Origin of the sequence: Streptomyces griseomycini (assembly GCF_014203535.1) — a bacterium.
Lineage (GTDB): Bacteria > Actinomycetota > Actinomycetes > Streptomycetales > Streptomycetaceae > Streptomyces > Streptomyces griseomycini.
In genome coordinates, this window is sequence record NZ_JACHJI010000026.1 from 33,778 (window position 1) to 54,780 (window position 21,003).

Annotated in this window: 24 protein-coding genes and 1 pseudogene; 18 read left to right on the forward strand and 7 right to left on the reverse strand. The window is 68.9% G+C overall.

Translation table 11 applies throughout. From position 1 onward, the window contains the following. Positions 1-16: 16 nt before the first annotated feature. From FHS37_RS36395 to FHS37_RS36410, 4 genes are all read right to left on the reverse strand, one after another. Complete coding sequence (locus FHS37_RS36395; RefSeq protein WP_245005776.1) at positions 17-907, reverse strand: NAD(P)/FAD-dependent oxidoreductase; 891 nt, start codon at positions 905-907, stop codon at positions 17-19. A 26-nt stretch (positions 908-933) separates the two neighbouring features. Then, on the reverse strand, positions 934-1,515 hold the full coding sequence (locus tag FHS37_RS36400) for a cysteine hydrolase family protein (RefSeq protein ID WP_184829302.1): 582 nt from the start codon (positions 1,513-1,515) through the stop codon (positions 934-936). A 5-nt stretch (positions 1,516-1,520) separates the two neighbouring features. Next, the gene (locus tag FHS37_RS36405) at positions 1,521-2,693 is read right to left on the reverse strand and encodes an XRE family transcriptional regulator (RefSeq protein ID WP_184829241.1); all 1,173 of its coding nucleotides are present in this window, start codon (positions 2,691-2,693) and stop codon (positions 1,521-1,523) included. A gap of 220 nt (positions 2,694-2,913) precedes the next feature. Continuing rightward, a complete protein-coding gene (locus FHS37_RS36410) occupies positions 2,914-3,261 on the reverse strand; it encodes a GntR family transcriptional regulator (protein WP_184829243.1) in 348 nt (115 codons plus the stop codon). A 361-nt stretch (positions 3,262-3,622) separates the two neighbouring features. On the opposite strand from FHS37_RS36410, the gene FHS37_RS36415 reads away from it, so the two are divergent. From FHS37_RS36415 to FHS37_RS36470, 13 genes and pseudogenes are all read left to right on the forward strand, one after another. Further along, the gene (locus tag FHS37_RS36415; RefSeq protein ID WP_184829245.1) at positions 3,623-4,405 is read left to right on the forward strand and encodes a hypothetical protein; all 783 of its coding nucleotides are present in this window, start codon (positions 3,623-3,625) and stop codon (positions 4,403-4,405) included. Positions 4,406-4,615: 210 nt separating this feature from the next. Then, a complete protein-coding gene (locus FHS37_RS36420) occupies positions 4,616-5,080 on the forward strand; it encodes a hypothetical protein (protein ID WP_229890107.1) in 465 nt (154 codons plus the stop codon). Next, positions 5,077-5,574, forward strand: coding sequence for an ATP-binding protein (locus FHS37_RS36425; RefSeq protein ID WP_184829247.1), 498 nt, complete (start codon positions 5,077-5,079; stop codon positions 5,572-5,574). The genes FHS37_RS36420 and FHS37_RS36425 overlap by 4 nt, the downstream gene beginning before the upstream one ends. Before the next feature lie 167 nt (positions 5,575-5,741). Then, entirely contained in the window at positions 5,742-6,059 is a 318-nt protein-coding gene (locus tag FHS37_RS36430; RefSeq protein WP_184829249.1) for a WhiB family transcriptional regulator, read from the forward strand. A gap of 60 nt (positions 6,060-6,119) precedes the next feature. Next, positions 6,120-6,266, forward strand: a complete 147-nt coding sequence (locus tag FHS37_RS36435) for a hypothetical protein (protein WP_190012447.1) — start codon at positions 6,120-6,122, stop codon at positions 6,264-6,266. A 143-nt stretch (positions 6,267-6,409) separates the two neighbouring features. Continuing rightward, positions 6,410-6,912: pseudogene (locus FHS37_RS41240) on the forward strand (DUF5999 family protein). Between the two features lie 22 nt (positions 6,913-6,934). Then, positions 6,935-8,659 (forward strand): DUF2637 domain-containing protein, encoded by a 1,725-nt coding sequence (locus FHS37_RS36440; RefSeq protein WP_184829251.1) that lies wholly within the window; start codon positions 6,935-6,937, stop codon positions 8,657-8,659. 111 nt (positions 8,660-8,770) lie between these two features. Next, positions 8,771-9,247, forward strand: coding sequence for a hypothetical protein (locus FHS37_RS36445; protein WP_184829252.1), 477 nt, complete (start codon positions 8,771-8,773; stop codon positions 9,245-9,247). Continuing rightward, positions 9,244-9,480 (forward strand): hypothetical protein, encoded by a 237-nt coding sequence (locus FHS37_RS36450; protein WP_184829254.1) that lies wholly within the window; start codon positions 9,244-9,246, stop codon positions 9,478-9,480. The genes FHS37_RS36445 and FHS37_RS36450 overlap by 4 nt, the downstream gene beginning before the upstream one ends. A 169-nt stretch (positions 9,481-9,649) precedes the next feature. Continuing rightward, the gene (locus FHS37_RS36455; protein WP_311136979.1) at positions 9,650-11,836 is read left to right on the forward strand and encodes an ATP/GTP-binding protein; all 2,187 of its coding nucleotides are present in this window, start codon (positions 9,650-9,652) and stop codon (positions 11,834-11,836) included. A 19-nt stretch (positions 11,837-11,855) separates the two neighbouring features. After that, the gene (locus FHS37_RS36460) at positions 11,856-12,275 is read left to right on the forward strand and encodes a conjugal transfer protein TraB (RefSeq protein WP_184829255.1); all 420 of its coding nucleotides are present in this window, start codon (positions 11,856-11,858) and stop codon (positions 12,273-12,275) included. Between the two features lie 84 nt (positions 12,276-12,359). Then, on the forward strand, positions 12,360-14,501 hold the full coding sequence (locus FHS37_RS36465) for a chromosome segregation protein ParM (protein ID WP_184829257.1): 2,142 nt from the start codon (positions 12,360-12,362) through the stop codon (positions 14,499-14,501). Positions 14,502-14,583: 82 nt separating this feature from the next. Next, positions 14,584-14,772: a hypothetical protein gene (locus tag FHS37_RS36470; RefSeq protein ID WP_184829259.1), complete on the forward strand. Its 189-nt coding sequence runs from the start codon at positions 14,584-14,586 to the stop codon at positions 14,770-14,772. Here the strand turns inward: FHS37_RS36470 and FHS37_RS36475 are convergent, their stop codons facing one another. Then, complete coding sequence (locus FHS37_RS36475; RefSeq protein WP_167381345.1) at positions 14,773-14,934, reverse strand: hypothetical protein; 162 nt, start codon at positions 14,932-14,934, stop codon at positions 14,773-14,775. Positions 14,935-15,084: 150 nt separating this feature from the next. Here FHS37_RS36475 and FHS37_RS36480 point away from each other — a divergent pair, with 150 nt between their 5' ends. Continuing rightward, entirely contained in the window at positions 15,085-15,639 is a 555-nt protein-coding gene (locus FHS37_RS36480; protein WP_184829261.1) for a DUF6197 family protein, read from the forward strand. Positions 15,640-15,765: 126 nt separating this feature from the next. After that, positions 15,766-16,116, forward strand: coding sequence for a hypothetical protein (locus tag FHS37_RS36485; protein ID WP_229890105.1), 351 nt, complete (start codon positions 15,766-15,768; stop codon positions 16,114-16,116). A 106-nt stretch (positions 16,117-16,222) separates the two neighbouring features. Here FHS37_RS36485 and FHS37_RS36490 read toward each other — a convergent pair whose 3' ends face one another. Continuing rightward, positions 16,223-16,825, reverse strand: a complete 603-nt coding sequence (locus FHS37_RS36490) for a DNA-binding transcriptional response regulator (RefSeq protein ID WP_184829312.1) — start codon at positions 16,823-16,825, stop codon at positions 16,223-16,225. Next, entirely contained in the window at positions 16,812-17,321 is a 510-nt protein-coding gene (locus tag FHS37_RS36495; protein WP_184829263.1) for a sigma-70 region 4 domain-containing protein, read from the reverse strand. The genes FHS37_RS36490 and FHS37_RS36495 overlap by 14 nt, the downstream gene beginning before the upstream one ends. 771 nt (positions 17,322-18,092) lie before the next feature. Between FHS37_RS36495 and FHS37_RS36500 the strand changes: the two genes are divergently transcribed. The 3 genes from FHS37_RS36500 (at position 18,093) to FHS37_RS36510 (ending at position 20,048) form a co-directional block, all read left to right on the forward strand. Beyond that, positions 18,093-18,467: an RRQRL motif-containing zinc-binding protein gene (locus tag FHS37_RS36500; protein WP_184829265.1), complete on the forward strand. Its 375-nt coding sequence runs from the start codon at positions 18,093-18,095 to the stop codon at positions 18,465-18,467. Between the two features lie 133 nt (positions 18,468-18,600). Beyond that, positions 18,601-19,728, forward strand: coding sequence for a tyrosine-type recombinase/integrase (locus tag FHS37_RS36505; protein ID WP_184829267.1), 1,128 nt, complete (start codon positions 18,601-18,603; stop codon positions 19,726-19,728). Further along, positions 19,725-20,048, forward strand: coding sequence for a helix-turn-helix domain-containing protein (locus FHS37_RS36510; RefSeq protein WP_229890104.1), 324 nt, complete (start codon positions 19,725-19,727; stop codon positions 20,046-20,048). Before FHS37_RS36505 ends, FHS37_RS36510 begins: the two co-directional genes overlap by 4 nt. Positions 20,049-21,003 lie beyond the last annotated feature (955 nt).

Genomic DNA, 21,003 nt, shown 5'->3' on the forward strand with positions numbered 1-21,003 from the left:
CAGCGTGTCGAGAGCGTCATCGACGGCTGCCCGCGCCAGACAGTGTGGTGTCGTAGTAGTAGGCGAGTACGGCCTCAGCCCCAGAGCCTTGGGCGGTGACGATCCGCTGATACCGCGAGGCCCGCAGATCTCCCGCGACATGAATGCGAGGGTGCTGGCGGCCAGGCGGGCAGTAGCCGTCGGGGCCCTCGACGAGCCCTTCAAGGGCGGCTGGCTTGGCGCCCAGGTTGTTCAGCAGCGTGTTCACTACATACGTCTTTTGCGCTCCTGCCTGATCCGTGACGTCCAGCCTCCAGCCTCCGCCGCGGTCGGGTTGCACAGCGACGTGTGAGACGGGAACGATCCGGACGCGCTCATCGTCTGCGACCTCAGCGGTTTTGTACTGATCAGCTGGCGGACACAGCACATGGAGCATCTTGGTTGCGTTCGGATGGGCACGCAGCCAGGTCCCCAGAGGACGGTCCGCGCCCAGCACGTACGTGTAGCCGGACAAGTTCTCCGGCGCCGTACGCCAGAGGGGTGGTGCTACCAGGTCGGGTGGGACGGTCACCCAGGCCATGTCGGCTGGGGTGAGCGAGGCCACGCCGGTGGCGACAACGGCCGTTCTTCCGATCAGCAGTCGTCCATCGCTCAGTGCCAGCTCGGCCCTGTCATCGTGTCCGTGAACGCTCACGGCATGGGCCTGCACTACTGAGCACCGGCCCGTCTCCTGCAGACGCATCAGGTCCAAGCGCAGGGCTTCTGCGAGTTGGGGCCCCGCTGTCCAGCCGCCTGGCACATTCTCAAGCGCTCCGATCATGTGGAGCTTGCTGCCGACCTGTTCGGCTTCGATCACGAGAGCGTGCAGCTTCAGGCTGGCCGCCATCATGGCGGCTGCCACTCCGGCGGGGCCGGCGCCGACGACCAAGACGTCTGCGTCGTATGAAGGCGGTGTCACGGTTGTTCCCCCTGGTGTCCGCTGATCCGGGTCAGGATGGTGTCGCTGGTGACGAGCTGGTTCACGCCGAGGTTCCGGGAGGCGAGCAGGAGCGCTGCTTCGTGGTACTTGATGCCGCCGGTGGAGGCGCAGGCGTCGGTGACGATCCATGGCCGGTATCCGCTCTGGTAGGCGGCGACCGCGGTGTCGTAGACGCAGGCGTCCGTGTCGATGCCGCACAGCACCAGATCGGTCCAGCCTGCGTCGCGTATCAGCCGCGCCGCTTCGGGGGTGAGGGCCGACGATCGGGTTTTATCGATAACCGCGGCTGCGGCGGGCACGAAGGGGGCGAGCTCGTCAACGAGGGCCTGTTCCTCTGTCGTGCGTAGCCGTGTCCAGCCGGTGATCATCTCGTACGGCGACCCCAGTTCATTGTGGAAGCGCGTGAGTACCATCGGGGCACCGGCGGCTCGCCAGCGCTCCATCAGCTGCACGATCGCCGGGAGCACCCCGCGGCTGTGCCGGTTGATAAAGCCCTGCTGCACGTCGATGACGAGCAGTGCTGTCGACTCAAGGTCCACCCAGTCCGCCTTCCACATGGCTGTCACGGATTGCTGTCTCGAAGAGTGTCCTGGGCGGCGCGCAGCCGGTCAGGAAGCTCGCTGGTGACCAAGATCGCCTCGCGCATCACGCGATGCTGGGCTGTCTCGGTGGGACGTGACGTGGTGAGCCGGAAGTACGCGCTGCGTAAGAAGCGCCAGCCGTAGGCCGTCGGCATCACCGGATCCCGGCCTTCCTCGATCATGTGCAGGACGTGCGATGACAGAGCCCACAGTGCTTGCACGTCGAGCTCGAGAGCCACGACGTGGCTCATGGTCAGGGCGCGTTCGCCCGGTCGCGGATGGTAGGCCACGCCGGACCAGCCGGCCACCCCGCGGGAGACTCCCCCGTTGAATGTCACTGCTTCGGGATGAGCCCAGCCGCCGCGGAACTTCGCGTCTTCTACTCCCGGACCGAGCGGCACGACGTTCGCTGGGTCTTGCCGGTTGACGAGCACCGACGGTGTGGCGAGCAACTGAAGAGCCGTGTCCAGACCGGACCCTGTCCAGGAATGGTCGCGCAGTTCGTAGGCGGACAGTACGTACTGGGGAAGGAGCTGCAGTTCGGCAGGATCTTCGTCAGGAGTGTGCCGTGCGAGAAGGCCGGCCAACTGCTCCCGCGCCCAGACAGGGTCTTTCAAGTAGGTGCGATAGCGCCACAGCGCCAGCTCCGTCAACGATTGGACCCGCTGATGCTCTTCCACATGCACCACTGCCACGCCGCACGCGTAAATGTGGATGACTGATGACAGCGCGGAGCGGTGATCCGCAGGAAGCATCCTCTGCTCCAGGCCGCCCGGGCCTGGGGTGCCAGGAGCAGCCGCGGCGTACAGCGGTGCGAGCCGTTCACCGAGGTATACCGGCAGAAATTTGTGGGAGACGACGGTGCACGGGGCAGGACGGGCGGTCGCTTCCCCGGCAGACAGCACGGAGGACTCGCCCCGCAGAGCGGCCAATCGGAGACGGAACGCTTCCTGCTCCTCAGGTGTGCACTGGCTGAGCGCCGTATCCAGGATCTGCGCCGTCTGGGGACGGCAGACGCTCTCCTGGTTGCTCTGCCAGTTCGAAACCGTTCGAGGGCTGATGCCGAGACGGTTGGCGAACTCGCGTACGGATAACCGCATCACCGACCGCAACAGCGATGCTTCCCTGCCTGTCCACTGCTCCACAGTGATCACTACACACCTCCTCGGCGCCAGCTACCAGGTCTGCTGAGCTCTATTGCCACGCTGCTGCTACAGCACTTCCACGGTCAGGCATCCCGCTCAAAGGCCAAAGCCCGCAGGCTTGTTGTGGTGGTCCCATTCCGCATACCGATGGAAGAGAGCTGTGATGAGAGTCGGGCACCTGCGCGGCTGCGCGGCGCCGTGGCACGGGCTCCGTCTGTGTGCTGCTGCGTCATCTGTCCGGCTCAACGGCCCGCCGTTCCTCTTCGATGCGCTCCAGGCGCTCCGTCAGGTCGGCGACTTGTTCTTCCAGCCGCTTGATTGCCCGAGTGACCGGATCGGCCACGGCCTCCAGGGCCGATTCCCGGATGTAGCTTCCGCGTCCCTGATGGGAGTAGATGATTCCTCCCGACCGGAGCTCCGCGAGTGCGCGCTGCACTGTCCCGGGTGCAACCCCGTAGTTCTCCGCCAGTTCCCGCGTGCTCGGCAGCTTGTCGTTGGCCTTCAAGCGTCCGAGCCTGATCTGGTCGCGTACGTCCTGTGCGATGCGCTGGTAGGGCTGCATGGCCTCGTCCGTCATGAGCCACATCGTAGGGTCACCTCACTCGGACAGATAGCTTCCTCAACTTGGTTGACACAGACACTATGTCAGCTAACCTAGCAATGTCGACGATGTAAGAAAATGCGTCGACGGAGGCCTCTCCGGATCTCCCACAAGTCAGAGAGTGCCCTCGCCGCACCACCGCAGGACGCCGCCGTCCCCTTCATGGGGGTGGCCGGGGTTGATAGCACCACCAAATCCCCCGGGTTCTCGGCTCCCGCGTAGCACGTCGCAGCGCAGATGCGCTGTCTGTCCCTCAGGACGCCAGAACCCCTGCGCGGCCTGACGGGCAGAGAGAGCACCACACCGCGCCCCGTTCCGCCGTACCGAAGGAGTCTTCATGACCACGACGCCGGCAACCTCGACGGCCCGCAAGCGGCGCCACAAGACCCGCACCCGGCACGTCAATCACCGCCCGCCGATCGTCGTATCCACCCTCAACCTCAACGAGATTGACCTGACCCCCGGCAAAGAGCACCTGGTCTGCCCCGACTGTCACACCTGGTGTCCCATCACCGGCATCCAGGGCACCCCGAAGCTCGTCCCCCATCACTCCGACCCGGCCGGTACCCCGAACCCGCGCCGCTGCGCCCTTGGCACTGACCGTCGGGTCGTCCTCGACGTGACGGTCGGCCAGTGGCGCACGGACCTCGTCGAGGCCCTCCCGAGCATCGCCTCCCGCCGCGCCACCAAGGTGCTGCCCAAGCCGAAGACCCCCCAGGTCCCCGCCCCGAGCCAGATCCGGCCCACCGCGATCAGCGCGGAGGCGGCTCGGCAGGCGTTCCGCCAACACCTTGCCCGGTGTTCGGCGTGCAAGGGCGAGGCCCTCGGCAACAACAACCAGCCGCTCCCGTGTCACGACGGTCGGCGTCTCGCCGTCACCTTCCTCCGCCTGCTCCGCCAAGAACCGAAGCGCCGAGCCGTCCGTGAGTTCTTCGCCCGCGAACGGCGCCGGTTCGACCGTCAGTACGCGGCGCAGGCCCCGGCAAACCGAGCCTCCGAGTGGGCCACAGTGCTCCCGGCCGTACGGGCCGCGGACACCCGGCGCGCGCAACTGCCCGTTGGCGACGCGCCGACCGAGGGCCCCAGCGTTCCTCTGACCACCCTGCGCCCAGCCCGCTGAAGGAAGCAGCAGGCCCGCCGCCACAGTGCCCGACGCAGCCTGTGCTGCCCGTCGCCCACCGCCCAGCCTTCACCCTCTGGTCGGTGAGCGACGGAGTGCGCAGGACGCACTCCCGCTGCCTCCCGGCGCGGGCCGCATGCGACGAACCCCCAGGGATGAGCCCCCTGGGGGTTCTTGTCGCAGGTCACCTCCCGAAAGGAACAGACCTGCATGCCCAGCATCATCGCACCCGCCGTGGCTGCGGCCGAAAAGAAGCCACTGCCGATGCGGCCCACCCCGCACGAGCGTGACGGCCGACAGCCCTGCCCCGACCCCGGCCGCCCTCACGCACAAACCCACCACACACCGACAGCCGAGCCCGACTCGATGATCCTCGAAGCCCTCCGCCGGGTCATCGACGAGCAGATCGGCCCCCGCAGCGTCGGAGCGATCTACTCCAATACCGACGGGGCCTTCGAGGTCCTCACCGTCGTCCGCGACCCCGCACAGGCCCGTGCGCTGCTTCGCCGGCGCTGCGCTCAGTGGGCGCTCATCGTCCAGGACGTGCTGCGCCCCGGTGCCAAGCCGTTCGCGATCGGCAGTGTGTGGACCACCTCCGACGTCCTGCTCCGCCCGGATGTGGACGAGGCGCGGCGCCGGGTCCAGCAGGGCGGCCGAGGCGGTGGAACACGGTGACTGCGACCGTCTTCGGTACCGGGGCTCTGCACGCCATGGCCATAAAGGAGCAGCCCGCGCCCGCACCGCGCCTGGTGGTGAGCGAGCGTGAAAACGGATTCCGCGCCGTGCTGGATGCCTCCCCGGAGGCCTTCCGCGCCGTCCGCGCACTGACGCGGTCCATGCCGACGCGGCATGGGATCGCGCTGGGCCTCGGCGAGGTCGCGGAACTGGTGGTGTCCGAACTGACGGGCAACGTCGTACGGGCCAGCTCGAACGGGTCCGCGTCGCTGGTCGTGGAGGTGTACGCCATTCCGCCGGGGATCGAGGTGATCGTCCATGACACCGTCCTGGAGCAGCCTCGCCGCCAAGAGGTCGCGCTGGACAGCGCCGACGCGGAATCGGGCCGGGGAATGGCCTTGCTCGACCTGCTCACCGATCACTGGAGCGTCGAGCCGTCACCGGAGCCGTCCTTCACGAAACTGATCAGGTGCCGCATCAGCTCAGCTGCATAGCATCACTTGCTGTACAAGAGGCGGCCGCCGGAAGGTCAACCCTGCCGGTGCAGCACCATCACGCCAGCAGGGCTGCGCTCGCACCACCCCAACCCTCACCGACCAGCCCCAGAGACCTTGCTCTCTGGGGCTGGTCGCTTCTGCGATCCGAATGAAAGGGCGTTCCCATGCAGACCATCATCGGCCTCTCCTCGATCCACCTCCCCGCCTCCGCGGCCAGCACCGACTGGCGGCACCTCGCTGCGTGCCGCGAGGAGGACCCCGAGCTCTTCTTCCCGGTCGGTAACACCGGTCCCGCTCTGCTGCAGATCGAGGAGGCGAAGTCAGTCTGCCGCCGCTGCCCCGTGAGCGAGCACTGCCTGCAGTGGGCCCTTGAGTCCGGTGAGGACTCCGGTGTCTGGGGCGGGCTGTCCGAGGACGAGCGCCGCGCGATGAAGCGGCGCGCCGCCCGCAACCGGCTCCAGGCCAGGAAGGCGGCGGGATGATCGACGCCGACCGCGACTTCGGCCGGCGGTCCCGTGGCTGAGTCCCTGTACGACCGGTACATGGCCGCAGCCCGGGCGTACCGCGAGCACGAGCAGCAGTGCACCGACTGCTCGTCCAAGTCGCGGTGTGAGACCGGGCGGCGCCTGTACGAGTCGTTCGCCCGGCTCCAGGACGCGCACCTCAACTGGCTCCGCAAGCGGGGCTGACGACCGCCGCGCGGGCCCGGCCTTCAAGTCGCCGCCCGCCCTGCGGTTCTCCTCAGGCCGGCCGCCCGCCACACGGGTGGCCCGGCCTCTCGCACGCCTCTGGTCCGGGAGAGTCCCGGGCCCGCTTCCCCCCAGGAGAGCCCATGCGAAGCAGTACCCGGCTCGACACTGCGACGACTGCCATCGGCGCCACCCGGCTGCCGGTCTCGCTGTGCACGCACACGCCGACGTGCCCGTCGGCCGACAGCCCGGACCGGGAGGCCGCACACACCATCGCGTCCCATCCGGAGCAGGGCTGGTGTGCAACGGCGTCCTGCTCTTCGAGGACACCGGCGAGCTGCTCCCCGACGGCCGGATCGTCGTCCCGCACCGACCGCCTGTCTTCCCGGCGGCCGGGACGGGCGGTGACAGAGAGCCGGACAGTCCCGTTTCGCGCCCATCCAGCGGGGGCCGCCAAGGGTTTCGGGCCCGCCCTCAGCACTACCCCGGGCGAGCCGCCCGCCCCGCGGGCTGCCGGCCCTTCACCACGGCCCGTTCCAGGAAGATCCCGGCCCTCTCGGAGCCCGTTTCGGCTCCTCCGACCACCGTTTCGGGAGCAGCCGCCCGCGTTTCGGGAGTGGCCCCCACCGTTTCGCCCACACCCTGAACCACTCATTCCGGAGGCCCTCATGACGATCGCTGACTGGCCGCGAACAGCGGCCGAACCCGACCCCGAGACGGCTCCACCGGCCGCCGTTTCGGGAACGCCCAAGCCGGTTTCGCGGACACCCGACATCGTTTCGGACGCGCCCCGGTCCGTTTCGGAGACGGAAAGCGGAACCGGCACGAAGCCGTCCGAGGGGAAGCTGACCCGCACCCAGAAGTGGACGGCCGGAGCGATCGTCGCCGCCGCGCTCGCCCTCGCGGGCATCGGCCTCTACCTGTCCTTCGAGCACGTCGCTCAGTTCGCCTTCAAGGAGCTGCGCTTCAGCTCGCTGGGCAAGGGCCAGCTCTTCGCGGTCGGCGTCGACGTCGGCATCATGGTGATGATCGCGGTCGACCTGCTGATGGCCTGGCTCAAGCGCCCCATCAGCTGGATCCGCTACCCGGTATGGCTGCTGACGGCCGCGACCGTCGTCCTCAACGCCGCGTCCGGCGCCCCGGAAGGGTCCTGGAAGCTGCTCGACTACGTCGCCGCCGGCGCCCACGGCGTCGTGCCGGTCCTCTTCATCATGGTGGTGGAGCTGGGCCGCACCTCGATCGACCGCGTTGTCCGTCCTGACCAGGCCGAACGCGACTCGATCCCGTGGCTGCGGTGGGTCCTCGCCCCCGTCGCGACCGCCCGGATCTTCCGCCGGATGCGGCTGTGGGGCGTCACCTCCTACCCGGAGATGATCCGCCGAGACCAGGAGCTCATCGCCTACGAGCAGTGGCTCAAGCGCAAGCACGAGGGCGATCTCTCCGAGGCCAGCGAGGAGGAGCTGCTGCCGATGAGGATGGCCCCCTACGGCTACACCGTCGCCCAGGCCCTGGCCATGCCCGACGAGCAGGAACGGGCAGCCCAGGAACGCGAGGAGGAAGCCGAGCGCCGCCGCCTGGACGCGGAGACCCGCAGCGAGGTTGCCAAGGCAAAGTCCGAGGCCGAGCGGCTGCGCGCCAAGGGCGAGGTCGAGGCGGTCCGCGCGGAGGTCGACGGCCAGACCGGCCAGGCCCGCGCTCACGCCCGAGCCCAGGTCAGCGCCGCAGAGCGGGCCGCCGCGCTGGAGCAGGAGGCGCTGGACCAGGCCCTGATCGCCGAGGCCCGGACCCGTGAGGCGGAGGCGGAGCGCAAGGAGGCCCAGGAGCGCCAGGCGAAGGCCGAAGCTGACCTGCGCGCAGCCGAGCTGGAGCACCAGGCAGCCCAGAAGCGGAAGGAGGCGGCGGAGGCCGACCGCATCGCCGCGGTGGAGGCGCAGGCGATCGAGACCCAGGCCATCGCCGAAGCCCGCAGGGCCGCTGCCGAAGCCGACAAGGCCGCCGCCGAAACGGAGCGGGCCGCCGCCGAAACGCGGCGCGCCGCTGCCGAAGCGGACCGCAGGAAGGCGGAGGAGGAGCGCCGCCAGGCGATCGCTCTCGCCGATGCCGCGCGCGCCCAGAAGGAGGCGGCCGAAGCCGAGCGGGCCGCCGCCGAAACGCGGCGCGCTGCTGCCGAAATCGAGCGGCGCGCGGTCGAAGCCGAAGACGCCGCGAAGCTCAAGCCGCGCGAGCGGGCGGTGCGCCGCGTCGCCCGGATGATCCTCGTCGCCGCAGACGGTGTCGCCGACCGGCTGCCGCTCGCGGACATCCAGCACGAGCTGGGCGTCGCCTCGCCCAGCACGGCCTCCGAGTACCGCCAGGAGGCCGCCGAGCTGCTCGCCGGCGGCTACCGGCCCTGAACACCCGTCCGGCACACACCAGTGAGGGCCAGCCCAGGGGCATTGGGCTGGCCCTCGTTGCGACTGCCGGAAGCAGTCCCAGATCCCCAGTACACCAGGAGGAATCCCCCTGTGAACAGCAACGACCCGAACTACTCCCCGCTGCGCGACGTGGCGCAGAACCCGGAGGCAACCGCGCGATACCTGGCCGACGTTCAGCGGGTCCTGCTGGACATCGGCAGGAACCTGGAGACCCTCGCCCAGGAGATCCGCGTCCACTGCCGCGACACCCACGTCGCCGGCGACCGGTTCTACGACGCCTGGCTGCGCGCCCAGCCCGTGGAAAGGGAGTTCAAGAACGTCCTGAAGCATGTCGAGGCCGTCACCAAGGGCCTGGAAAAGAGCGCCTACAAGCGCCGTGCCCACGACGAGGCGGTCGCAAATGCGGCCCGAAAGCGAAAGGAAAAGGAGCTGGAAAGGCAGCGCAGGAAGAACCCCCAGCCGCTCCAGGCCGCACCGAATCCGCCGCAGCAGGGTACCCAGGGCCAGAATTCCGGCTATGGTGGTCCTACGTCGATTTACGACCTGGGTCGCAGGGAGTCGGCGTGAGTGCTGGTCGCCCGCTAACGAGGGCGGAGCGGAAGAAATACAACCGTGCGGAACACGAGCGGAAAATCCGACAGGATCTGATCGCCCAGCACGGCAATGACCTCGGCACCTTCTACTACTGGCTCCGGATTATGAATATCCGGGGCACCCAGGCGTATCGCGACGGGAACACGGCGTTCATCCGTGACGTCGCGCTCGCTCTGGAGAACGTCTACCGCCGCCACGCCGGCTAGCTTCCCGCGTCCCGCACGAAGGGCCGCTCCCGATCCCTGGGGCGGCCCTTCGGCGATCCCAACGCGTGCCGCGCGTGACGCGTGACGCGCGTGACGCGCGTGACGCGCGTGACGCGCACGCGCGTACGCGAGGCCGGTGCCGACTGTCAAGCCCAGGAGGAGGGGTCGCGTGTCCGACGACACCGACAGCAATGTGGTCCACCTCCCCACCCGGGACGGCGATTCCGGCGGCCTGCCGGACGCTCCCGACGGCGGGGATTTCTTCTATTCCGAACCGTCCGACAGCGGCTCGGGCGGTGTTCCTCCGGAATCCTCGGCGGATACGGCAATGGAACTTCCGCCTATCCGTGGTCCTATTTCCCCGGAAACGGCTCTACGGGAAGCGGGAATGCCCGGCGCGCCGGATTCCGGTGACGGCGAGGAATACGAGGAAGGCGAATACGTTCAGTCTCGTTCTCTCGCCGATCGGCTCGGCGAGTGGCTGGAATACCGGCTGGAAGTGGCGCGCGAGCGGCGCGCCGAGGAAGCGCCGTTTCGGGAGGCGGAGATAGCGCGTAAGGCCGCGCTTTTGGAATCCCGCACCGCTCAGGAAACCGCGGTGATGGAGCAGAACGCCAAGTTCCACGCCGCGCAGATGAAGGCGAAGGCCGACAAGGCGGCGGCGCGCGGCAAGGCCGATGCGGCGCGGTCCTCCAGCTCCAGCATGGGCGCTGACAAGGGCGGCCGTTCGAAGGCCGGCGGCGGGGGCGGCTCGCGCGGAGGCGGCGGCAGTTCCGGCAGCTCGGGCCGGGGCGGTACCAGCGGTGGGCGGGGCTCGGGAACGAACGGGTCCGGCGGCACTGGTCGCGGTTCCGGGGGCGGCAACTCCCCCAAGGGCGCCGGGAAGGGCCCTGATCGCTCCGCTGGCGGCCGTGGGGGCGCATCAAAGGGCAATGAGTCGTCGGGGAGCCCGAAAGGCCGCCAGAACGGCTCTGGCGGCTCCGGCGGAGGCAAGTCCGGTACAGGAAAAGGCAGTTCGGGCGGCCCAGGCAAGAACGGCTCGGGTAGCTCCGGGGCCGGCAAGGGCGGTTCGAAAGGCGACGGCGGCAGGACGCAGCACTCGCCGGCCTCCAGCCCCCAGGCCGAGAGGGCCCGCGGCCGCCAGGAGCGCGCCGCCGCCCGCCAGGCCGCCAACCTCGCCGACCGCAGCAAGGACCGCGACCAGGACCGTGCCAACCGGCAGGCGGAGCGGGAGGAGCGCCGCAGGGCGAAAGCCGAGCGGAAGGCCGCGAGGAAGGCGAAGCGGGAAGCCGCGAAGGCTGCCGAAGACCGGACCACCCTCGGCGAGGCCATGACGGAGGAGGCCCAGCGTCGCTGGGACAAGCGCCACCCCGACACGAAGGACGGCGAGGACGGCACCGAGAAAGTCAGCCCGCCCAAGGACAAAGAGAAGGAGGAAGACGCCAAAGGCAAGGGCACCGACAACAAGGGCGAGGAGGACGCCAAGGACGCCTCTGACGGGCCCTCCAGCGCCGCGAAGGACGGCAAGGCCTCCGATGAGCCGGGCAAGGACGCAAAGGCCGATGACGGGCCGTCCGACAGCTCGCAGAAGCGCCGCCGGTTCCGGCGCCGTACCGCCGGCACCGACGGGGCCGGACGGCAGGACCACACCCATGGTCCTCGCCGTACTCGCCGGACCGGGCGCCATGAGCGTTCGGCGGACAGCCCGTTCGGCGAGGAGGACTCCACCCCGACGGTGGAGTGGCCCGAGCACGACACCCGCCCGCCCAAGCCTGCCGCGAAGGGCGAGGACGACATCGTCGACGCGGACATCGTCCCCGATGAGCCCGCGGCCGTGACCACCGGCGTCAAGGGCCTGCCGTCCGCGCCGGAGAAGCACACCGCACGGCCCGGCACCAGCCGACCCACCAGCACGGAAGGGAGCAGCGTGAGCAGCTCGGAGGTCAGCAGGCCGTCCGGCGCGAGCGGCCTCGCCGCCCAGCACCGCACGGACATCACGTTCGACCAGTACCTGATGGAGATGGCGAACATCGCCATCAAGGCCGCCTCCGACCAGGAGCGTGCCGAAGCCCTGATGGAGGCCCTCGCCAAGGTCGCCGACGCCCTGCGGGACATGGCCGCCGACCTGGTCGGCGACCACAACATCGACACCGCGGTGACCGACCTAATCGCAGACCTGGCCGATGCCGCGACCACCATGAAGGCGCAGGCCGAACGGTGTGCCGAGCAGTGCGGCATCGCCAAGGAGGCCGCCAAGCTCGCGGCCGTGATGGTCGCCCGGATCTACGGCGAGGACATGGCCGCCAAGGAAGACGCCGGCCTCAAGCACGCGTCGGCCGCCGCCCACCACGACTGAGCACGGGAGGACCCCCGCTTTGAGCAGCGACCTCGCACCCCGCAACACCAGCACGGCGCCCGCCGTGGCCGACGACGACAACCGGTACAAGGCAGTCCAGGCCAAGCTGGACAAGCTCGGCAAGGCCATGGACGACGCCACCCTCGACCTTCTCGCACTGTGGCGCAGCATGCAGGAAAACGCCAAGCACACCGACGGCGTCGCCACGGACATCGAGAACGCCGACCTGGACCCGAAGTTCGTCGGCCTCACCGCCAACGTGGCCACCGCCCTGGACGGCGCCGCCCGGGAGGTGAGGAAGCTGTCCGACACCGCCCAGGAGACCGTCGACCTCACCCACGAGACCCGGCGCACCCACGCCAAGCTCTACGGCGCGCTGGACGACATCCGCTCCAACCGGCGCGAGAAGACGCCCAGGCCGGGCTTCTTCGACTGCTGACCCCGCTCCCCTACCCACCACCCCCGCCACGGGCGGCCCCGCGACTGCGGGGCCGCCCGTGCCCGTTCTGCGAAGGAGAAGCCGGTGACCACGCCGCGCAGTGTCGCGCTTGAGCGCCTCGCCTACACCCTCGCCGCGCCCGTGCTGGCCGTGGCCCCGAACCTCTACCCCGACAGCCCCGTCCACTCGGTCGTGCAGCTGGCCGGCGCCGCCGGGATCGGCGGCATCTTCCTGGCCGCCAAGAGCGATGAGACCGGTGCCGGACGCAAGATCCTGCGCTGGACCCCGCTGGTCCTGGCCGCCGCCGTCGACGTCGCCGCCGGGCACACAGGCGGCTTCGGCCCGTACTGGCTGGACGGACTGCTCGCCGCCGGGTGGGCGGCGGCCGGCTCCTTCGTGCTGCCGTTCTCCCGGCACACCCGCCGCCGTCACCGCCCCGCGCTCGCCGCCCCGGCTCCGCAGCCGGCGCTCGCCCAGGCCGCGGAGCCGACCGTGGCGCAGCCGGACGACGGAGCCGACCAGCTCACCCGCGAGGCGCGGATGCTGTGGGAGCGCGCCGGGATGCCCGCCCGCACCCACGTCGTCAAGGCCACCCGGCACACCGCCATGCGGCACGACCTCACCCTGCTGCTGCGTGCCTCGGAGACCGGGCGGCCCATCACCGGCCTCTCCCCCGAGATCGTCGGAGCCGCATTCGGCGTGTCCGCGGCCGACGTCATCCTCAAGGACGTCGCCATCCAGCCCGGCTGCCAGGGCGGACCCGGCTGGATGGAAGCCCTCATCATCCCGGAGGCCAACGCCCGGCGGCGTACCAAGCCGACCGACGCCGAGCGCTGGATCGACCGGGTCGCCGGCCCCAAGGGCGGCGCCCCCGGCTCCGAGCTGGTCCACACCACCCGCGACAACGAGCGCGGGGTGACCTTCTACCGGGCGAAGATGACCGACTCCACCGAGTCGCCGCGCATCGACCTGCCCAAGGTCTGCCGCGCGCTCGGGCTGCCCGAGGACGACTCCTGCGTGTTCGTCCTCATCGACGGCTCGGAGTTCCTGATCAGCGCGTTCGACGAGCCGCCGCTGTCGCAGATCTTCCCCGCCACCCGCGAACTGCTCACCCCCGACGCCAAGGGCATGTACGTGTGCGGGTTCACCATCACCGGCCAGCCGGTGAAGACCATGGTCTACCAGCACGACAAGAACGCCCCCGCCCACGGCCTCACCCTCGGGGTGTCCCGCTCCGGCAAGACGCAGTTCTTCGCGATCAACATGGCCGCCCAGTCCCTGGACGGCCAGGTGGTGTGGCTGTCCACCGTCCGCAAGGACGAAAAGACCACCGTGCTCGGGAAGTACATCGACCGGCAGGGCTCGAACGCTCTGTGGATGGCCCGCTCCCTGCGGGCGGCGAAGGCGCTGTGCGAGATCCGGGCGGAGATGCCCTGGCCGCACGACGGCCAGCCGCACGACTACAAGCCGGGCGACACGCGCTGCCCTTACCGGCAGCTCAACGTGTACGCGGATGAGTTCATGACCGCCGCCCAGGACTCCGACTTCGGCGAGTTCATCCAGAAGGACGGCGAGGACCTCACGGTCACCGGGCTGAAGTACGGCATCGGCTTCAACCCGGCCGGACAGTCGCCGTTCGCGCACAACGGCTTCTCCACGGAGATGAAGGACAACCTGCGCCAGAACTCGAGGCCGGTCATCTTCAACATGGGTTCGCCCGGCGCCACCCGCAAGGCGGCGGAGGGCACCATGGAGAACGCCTACGACGTGCCGACCATCCCGGCCCGCTACTCCCGCAGCGAAGGCTCCGCGATCGAGCGGGCCATGAAGGGCGAGGCCGACCCGGAGAACGGCGTCTCCACTGGCGGCGTCGCGGTCATCGTCCTCGACAACGGCCGCGCCGTGCTCATGCGGTCGCTGTACGCCGACTTCGACACCGACCTGTCCAACCTGTTCCCCGACGAGGTCAACCGGCTCACCGACTACGAGATCAGCGAGCTGGAGAAGCGCGGCCTGTGGTTCGACTGGAACGAGCCCGTGCGGCCCGGCGAGTTCTGGCCCGAGCCCGACGAGGACGACGAGGGCGAGGGCCGCTCCCACCGGCGCGGCGGAGGCGGCGGCAAGGGCGGCAGCGGGCGCGGCTCCAAGAGCGGCAACCGCCGCTCCGAGCAGGTCGCCTCTCCCCGCCAGGCGCTGGAGGCCATCAAGAGCCTCACCGACGCCTGATCACACCCCCATCTCCTGGGGTCGGCCTGCCCGAGCGCCGCGCCTGGCCCCACCCGACCCCCTGCGAAGGAGCACCACCACCGTGGCCCTGTCCATCTCCGCCGCCGTGCTGCTCGGCATCATCGTCTTCCTCCTGGTCAAGGGCGGATACGTCCGCGTCGGCTCTGCGCTGGCCTGCACCCTGTTCGGCTTCACCCTCGCCGCGACCGGCCTGGCCCCGACCATCAACAGCGGCCTCACCTCGCTCGCCGGACTGCTCTCCAGCCTCTGACTACGCCTCCGTCCACGGCGGGTCCGGGGTGTCGTTGAGTCCCTCGCAGTTCCAGCAGTCCCACTCAGAGGGGAGTTCCCACTTGTCGACCCAGAAGCCGACCTGCTTGCCCACCAAGTAGTTGTCCTCGCCGCACCACCCGCACTCGAAGACGAACTCCACCCCAGCCCCTTCCCCGCGCTTGTTGGTCCGAGGATGCCCGGGGCGCGGGTGCGGTGACACCTGAACGCCCAAACCCCCGCCACACAACGCCGAAGGGCGCCGCCGGACACCAACCGGCGGCGCCCTTCGGCGTCCCTGCCTGGAGCCCCGATGTCCCATGCCTCGCTCTCCCCCGCCATAGACCACCCCGCCCCGACCACCACCCAGGCCGCTGCGCCGCCAGCAGAACTGTCCCTCGAGGAACGCCTCGCTCTGGTGAACGCGGCGATGACCGCGCGCCTGGACGAAGCGGCCGTCGCCTACGAGGTCAACACCGCGCACATCCCCACCAAGCCCGTGGACCTGGCCGACGTCGTCACCGTCCCGTTGACCCCGACGCTCCAGCCGCCGCCGGCCTCCTACCCGACCCCGGTCGCCGCCCTTCTGCAGCGCGCCCACCACCGGCTGCTCACCGGCAGCTGGTGCTCCGGCGCCCTGGTCGACGAGGACGGCGCCCGCTGCATGCTCGGAGCCATCCGAGCCGAGGCCCGCGGCGACAAAGGCCTGGAAGCCAGCGCCGCCTCCGTGCTCCTGGACGCGATCCGCCGCGAGTTCGGCGACGACGTGGACTCCGTGCCGTCCTTCAACGACGCCCACGGATCGGCCCGCGTCCCACTCCGCATGGTCGACCAGGCCGCCAGCCTCGCCGACGCCCGCGGCCTGTAACCGCTCCGGGTCCCCTGCCTCGCGCCCGAACCCCGCCTGCCCGGGGGCCGGACGCGGGGGCAGGCCACCCGGCCGGACACCCACCACGCGCACCACCGACTTCCCAGCCGAAGGAGCGAGGGCACCATGTCCCACAACGACAGGCAGATGAACGGCCAGCACCGCCCGAACAGCATCCTCGACCAGTTCGAGCTGCCGCCAGCCAAGAAGAGCAAGCAGCGCCTGGCGCGGCTGCGCACCGCGTGGCGGGAGTCCTGGGAGGAGGGCGGCTTCCTCTACCAGCGGTGGGAGGAGGTCGGCCGGGCCCGGCACGCCAACTGGCACGAGGTCGCCATCTGGATCAAAACGGCCGCGCTGTTCGCCGGACTCAGCCTCATCGTGATGATGCTGGACGCCGCCGGCGACATCGTCTCCGTCGCGCTCAAGGGCCTTTCCGCCGCCCCGGACATCGGCAGCGGTGAGGGCAGCGGACTTTAGGGCACAGTCGACCACCCAATCCGGGTGTTCCTCGCCGACCAGGCCGCCCACCTCGTCGTCGCGCCCGCCGCCCTGTACGCGCTATGGCAACTGACCGGCTGCTCGGTCAGCACCCCGTCGGCCGCGAGAATGACATCCACTGTGAATCTGTTTCCTTCTTGGCCTCGCCTGGTGCTGCTCGTGGCTGCCTGCGCGCCGCAATCGCTTTCGAAACAGCGGATACAAGATCCGAGACTTCGAAGGGTCTTGCAATTTGATCGTGCAATGGAAAAGGTGGTTCTGTAGTAGGCGTTGACACGCCGGTGAGGATCACCTTGATTGACGGGTCGATCCCGACGATGATCTGGCCGACTGCCTCATAATCAGGCATTATTTCGAGCACCACGACATCAAACTCCACCTGCCGAGTTGTCTCCTGGGCTTGGAGTTTGGAGGCCGCCGCCAGAACTTCGAATCCTTCAAGCTCCAAATTGATCCGAATGAGCTGTCGCAATGTCTTGTTGTCATTAACTACCAGGATTCGCCCTTGAAGATTTGGTGAAATGGGATTTCGAGACTCAACGCTGTACTGGTCCGGCGAGACGGGCCCTGCACTCTGGGCGGCGTAGACCTGAGCGAGCGATGCATCTGTATCTACAGAGGACTCCAGAGCAGCCAAAAAGGATTCCATCGTGGCGCGCAGCGCGCGATCGGGATCATTTTCCCTCATGGCTCGCCTCCTCCTCTCGCTTGACTCGTGCGTCTGGCTGTTCAAGCATCACCACAAGGGCGCGTCGTGCCAAGCGTAAATTGGTGCGAGCCGCTGCAGAGGAGATGCCGAGTATGCTGGCGATCTCCCGAGGTTTGAACCCGTCCGTTGTCAGCGCTATGACCTGACCTTGCCGGGAGGGCAGTCGACGCAGCATCCGCATGACCAGCGCCGCTTCGGTAGACACCACGAGGTCGGTGAAAATGGGCCGGGGAAGCCAGTCACCCCGCACAGCGCACGCAACGTCAGTCGATCTGCGCTTGTCACGCCGTGCGGCAGCGCGCATGGCGGCTGTACGAACCCACGAGCGAGGAGTATGGATCTCTTCCCAACTCTTCAGCGCATCAGTGAACGCGTCCTGTGCCGCGTCCCAGGCATCGTCCCACGTGGCCCCTTGGCTGTAGAGGAAGATCAATACTGGTCGCAACTCCTGCTTGTAGAAGGCCGCGAACTCCATGGGAGGAGGGGGCACGATTCATGCTCCCGTTTCGTCCTGCTGCTCCAGTTGACGATCGCAATTGTCTTCGCAAGAGACAGCCTGGCGGACAGGAACGACAACAATCTCCTCATCCTGACCCCGCCGTGATCGCACTTCCGCATCCTGCACACGTTCGCTGAGCACTCTTAGGGTTTCGCGCCTGACGCGCTCCTCCACGATCCAAACCCGTGATCTGACAACGACCTCAACGCACCGCCACAGGCATGCGACCCCTGCCCCTAGTCCTGTCCACAGCCATACCTCGCCGATCGTCATCGAGTCCTCCTTGCTTCGCACTTCGGCCGTCTTGGCGTGTGCGATTCTCGGAGAGATAGGGGCGCGGGGTTCCGAGATCGTGAAACTCCCAGGTCAGCACACCAAGGGTGGGTAGGCCGCCCCGCAGGCCGGCCGCCCCGTCGCGGCTGCCCTCGCCTGGAGTTCCTGTCCCCGATCGCCTGCGCGGCCTGACCCTGCGTCGCCGCGTTATCTGTCGCCCGGGCAAGGTCAGCGTCCGGCCCAAGATCCATGTCCCGGTGCCGTACCCGATTCCGGCCGCGCCTGCCGACCAGCACCTGCACAGCAGCTGCCCCTTCCGGGACTGACCTCCGGTTGATCCGCCTGTTCCTCGCTCACCCGCTCGCGGGCGGGCGAGGACCGGACAAGCCGACCGGCCGCCTCACCTCACCTCACGCCCCGCCAGCGGCCCACCCGCTGGCGGGGCGCAGCGCTGCCCGCCGCCTGGAGCCGGTGATGCCCCGCACCCGCCACAGGCGCCGCCGTGAGATCACGCGCGTGCCGCGCACCGGCGCGGCCCTGCCGGAGCACGACCGCGGCGCCGCGCCCGAGGGCCTGGCCACCCGCCGTCAGCTGCGGGCGCTGGGCCTGAGCCCCGGCGGGCACGACCCGGTCGCCGTCCTGCGCTGCAGGGCCTGCGCCTACCAGCCCGGCCAGTCGTGCATCCACCCCACCCGGGCCTGGCTCTACAGCGTGGCGCTTGCCCGGCCCAAGGGGGTGCCGACGCTCGCGCAGGAAGAGGCCTTGGACCGGGCGATGGCCGCGAGGTCCACGTGCCCCCAGTGCAGGTGCCGTTACTACTTCTGCCTCCAGGCTGCCGTATTGCATTAAATGCAACACATCTCGCGCTGCGCCAACTCGCTGAGCTGCAGTTGGCGCCCAGGTTAGCGCCGGGTCGGTGGCTGGTTGGTATGCGCTGACCTGGCACCCGTTACCGACTCAACGATGATGCGTTAGATGCATCGTGAGTGTTGTCGTTGACATGCCTGGAGCCGCGCGCCTGGTCCTCGCCGACGGTGTCGTGCACCTGGACCCTGAACCCGCCGTCCTGGAAGCGATGTTGGAAGGCTGGGCACTGCAGCAGCGTACGCGCTTCTTGAGGGAGTCGACGATCAACCCCCGGATCGCGCTGGTCCGTCGGCTGGCTCGATTTACCAATGAGTACCCGTGGCAATGGGACCCCGCCGAGGTGGAGGCATTCTTCGACGATCTTCGTACCCGGCGGCCTGGCAGGCCGCTGGCCGTATCGACCGCACGGAACTACCAGAACGACCTTCGGCTGTTCTTCGACTACATCACCGACTCCCGCTACGGCTGGCCGTCCACGTGCAACGAACGATTCGGCCGGGCTCCGGTCCAGCTTCTGCACGAGTGGAACACGATCACCCACACCAGTGAGTACGAAGGAGCCGCCGAACGCCGTCCGCTCACCTACGACGAAGTCCAGACCCTTTTCGACGCCGCCGACGGCCGCGTCGAGGAGATTCGCGCACGACGGCGCAAGGGCTCACTCGCGGCCCTTCGCGACGCCATGGCCTTGAAGACGGTCTACGCCTTCGGCCTGCGACGCCAGGAAGCCTGCAGCCTGGACCTGTGCGACCTGCGTAGGAATCCCAAGGTCGCCGACTACGGCCGTTTCGGAGCGATCCTCGTCCGTCACGGCAAGGCTTCCAAAGGCGGGCCCCCCAAGCGCCGCAGCGTTCTGACCGTCCCGGAGATGGACTGGATCGTGGACGTCCTCGACCAGTACGTCAGCGAGGTCCGCCCCGCCTTTGTGCCTGGCAAGCACCCGGCGTTCTGGATCACCGAGCGCCGCGACCGGATGTCCCTGAGACGGCTGAACGGCGCCTTCGAGACAGCGCGCCGGGCCGCCGACCTGCCCGCGGAGCTGGACCTGCACTCGCTGCGGCACAGCTACGTGACCCATCTGATCGAGTTCGGTTATCCAGAGAAGTTCGTTCAGGACCAGGTCGGCCACGCCTACGCCAGCACCACGGCCATCTACAGCCACGTCTCGGACGAGTTCCGAAACCGGCTGCTGCGACGCTCACTGCAAGCCCGGCATGGCGATCTATGGGGGCAGGAAACGTGATCAGGAAGATGGGCATCGACTGGCAGCTACGGATCCGGATGGCGGAGAAGGGCATGTTCCAGACCACGGAACTCGTTCCACTGCTGGCCGAACGCGGCGTGCATCTGTCACGTGAGCAGGTGTTTCGTCTCGTGACCCAGACACCGCAACGGCTGTCCATGGACACGCTCGCCGCGCTGTGCGACATCCTCGCGTGTGAGCCCAACGACCTGATCCGGGTGGAGGTCGCCAACGCTGAGGTGCGAAAGACCGTCGGTGAGCAGCCGGTGTCCCGGCCGCAGGCGCGTCGCACGACGATCCGGCGCCCAGGCGCGGAATGACCGGTCCTCTCCGCCTCGACGAGGCCCACCGACAGGTCGTTGCCCACCTGACCGCCCGGCTCATGGGGGTGGCCGTCGAGCAGGCTGCGGAGGCACTAGAGCGCGGGAAGATCACAGCACGTTCCTGCGTCGCCCTTGCCCGCCATTTCCATGATCACCCAGACGCCTTGACGAATCCGGGCCCGACACCTCCGCAGAATCTGGTGCGGCTCGCGCATGCCCTGGCGGCCGCCGGGCACGGCCCGGTCACCCTGCCGACCTGCGTCGGCTGCGGTAAGACCTCGCGCCAACTCACGCATCGCCTCCCGGCCGAACACTGTTGTTCGGCTTGTGCTCGTCGGGTGCGGCCGCCGAAAACCTGCTCAGGCTGCGACCGACGGATGAAGATCAACGCGCGGGGCCCCAACGGGCCACTCTGCGGCACCTGCTACGGCAAACACGTTGCCACCGCATGCGGGCAGTGCGGTCGCGTACGCCGCGCGACCTATCGCATGCCCGACGGCAGTGTCCGCTGTCAGGGATGCCACCCACGCCCTGAGCGCACCTGCGTCGGGTGCGGAGTTCAAGCCCCAGTCCAAGCGATCTCGGCGGACGGACCGGTCTGCCGACGCTGCTACCGACAACCTGAGCGCCGCTGCGGCAGCTGTGGAGAAGTACGCACGGTCGACCGGCGCGGTGGCGACGGCAGACCCGATCTGTGCTCCCGCTGCTATCACGCTCCGCCGGTCGCCTGCTCCTCCTGCGGCCGGCTCCGGACCTGCGCGCGCAGGGTGGCGGGCAAGCCGTTCTGCCAGAGCTGCTGTCCCCGCCCTACGGGCCCATGCGCACGCTGCCTCCACGACCGTCCTGTCCACGCCTACTGGCCGATGGGCCCGGTCTGCAAACACTGCTACGCGGCAGTGCGCGCACGCCCCGGTGCCTGCGCTCAGTGCGAAGAGCAACGTCCACTCATCGG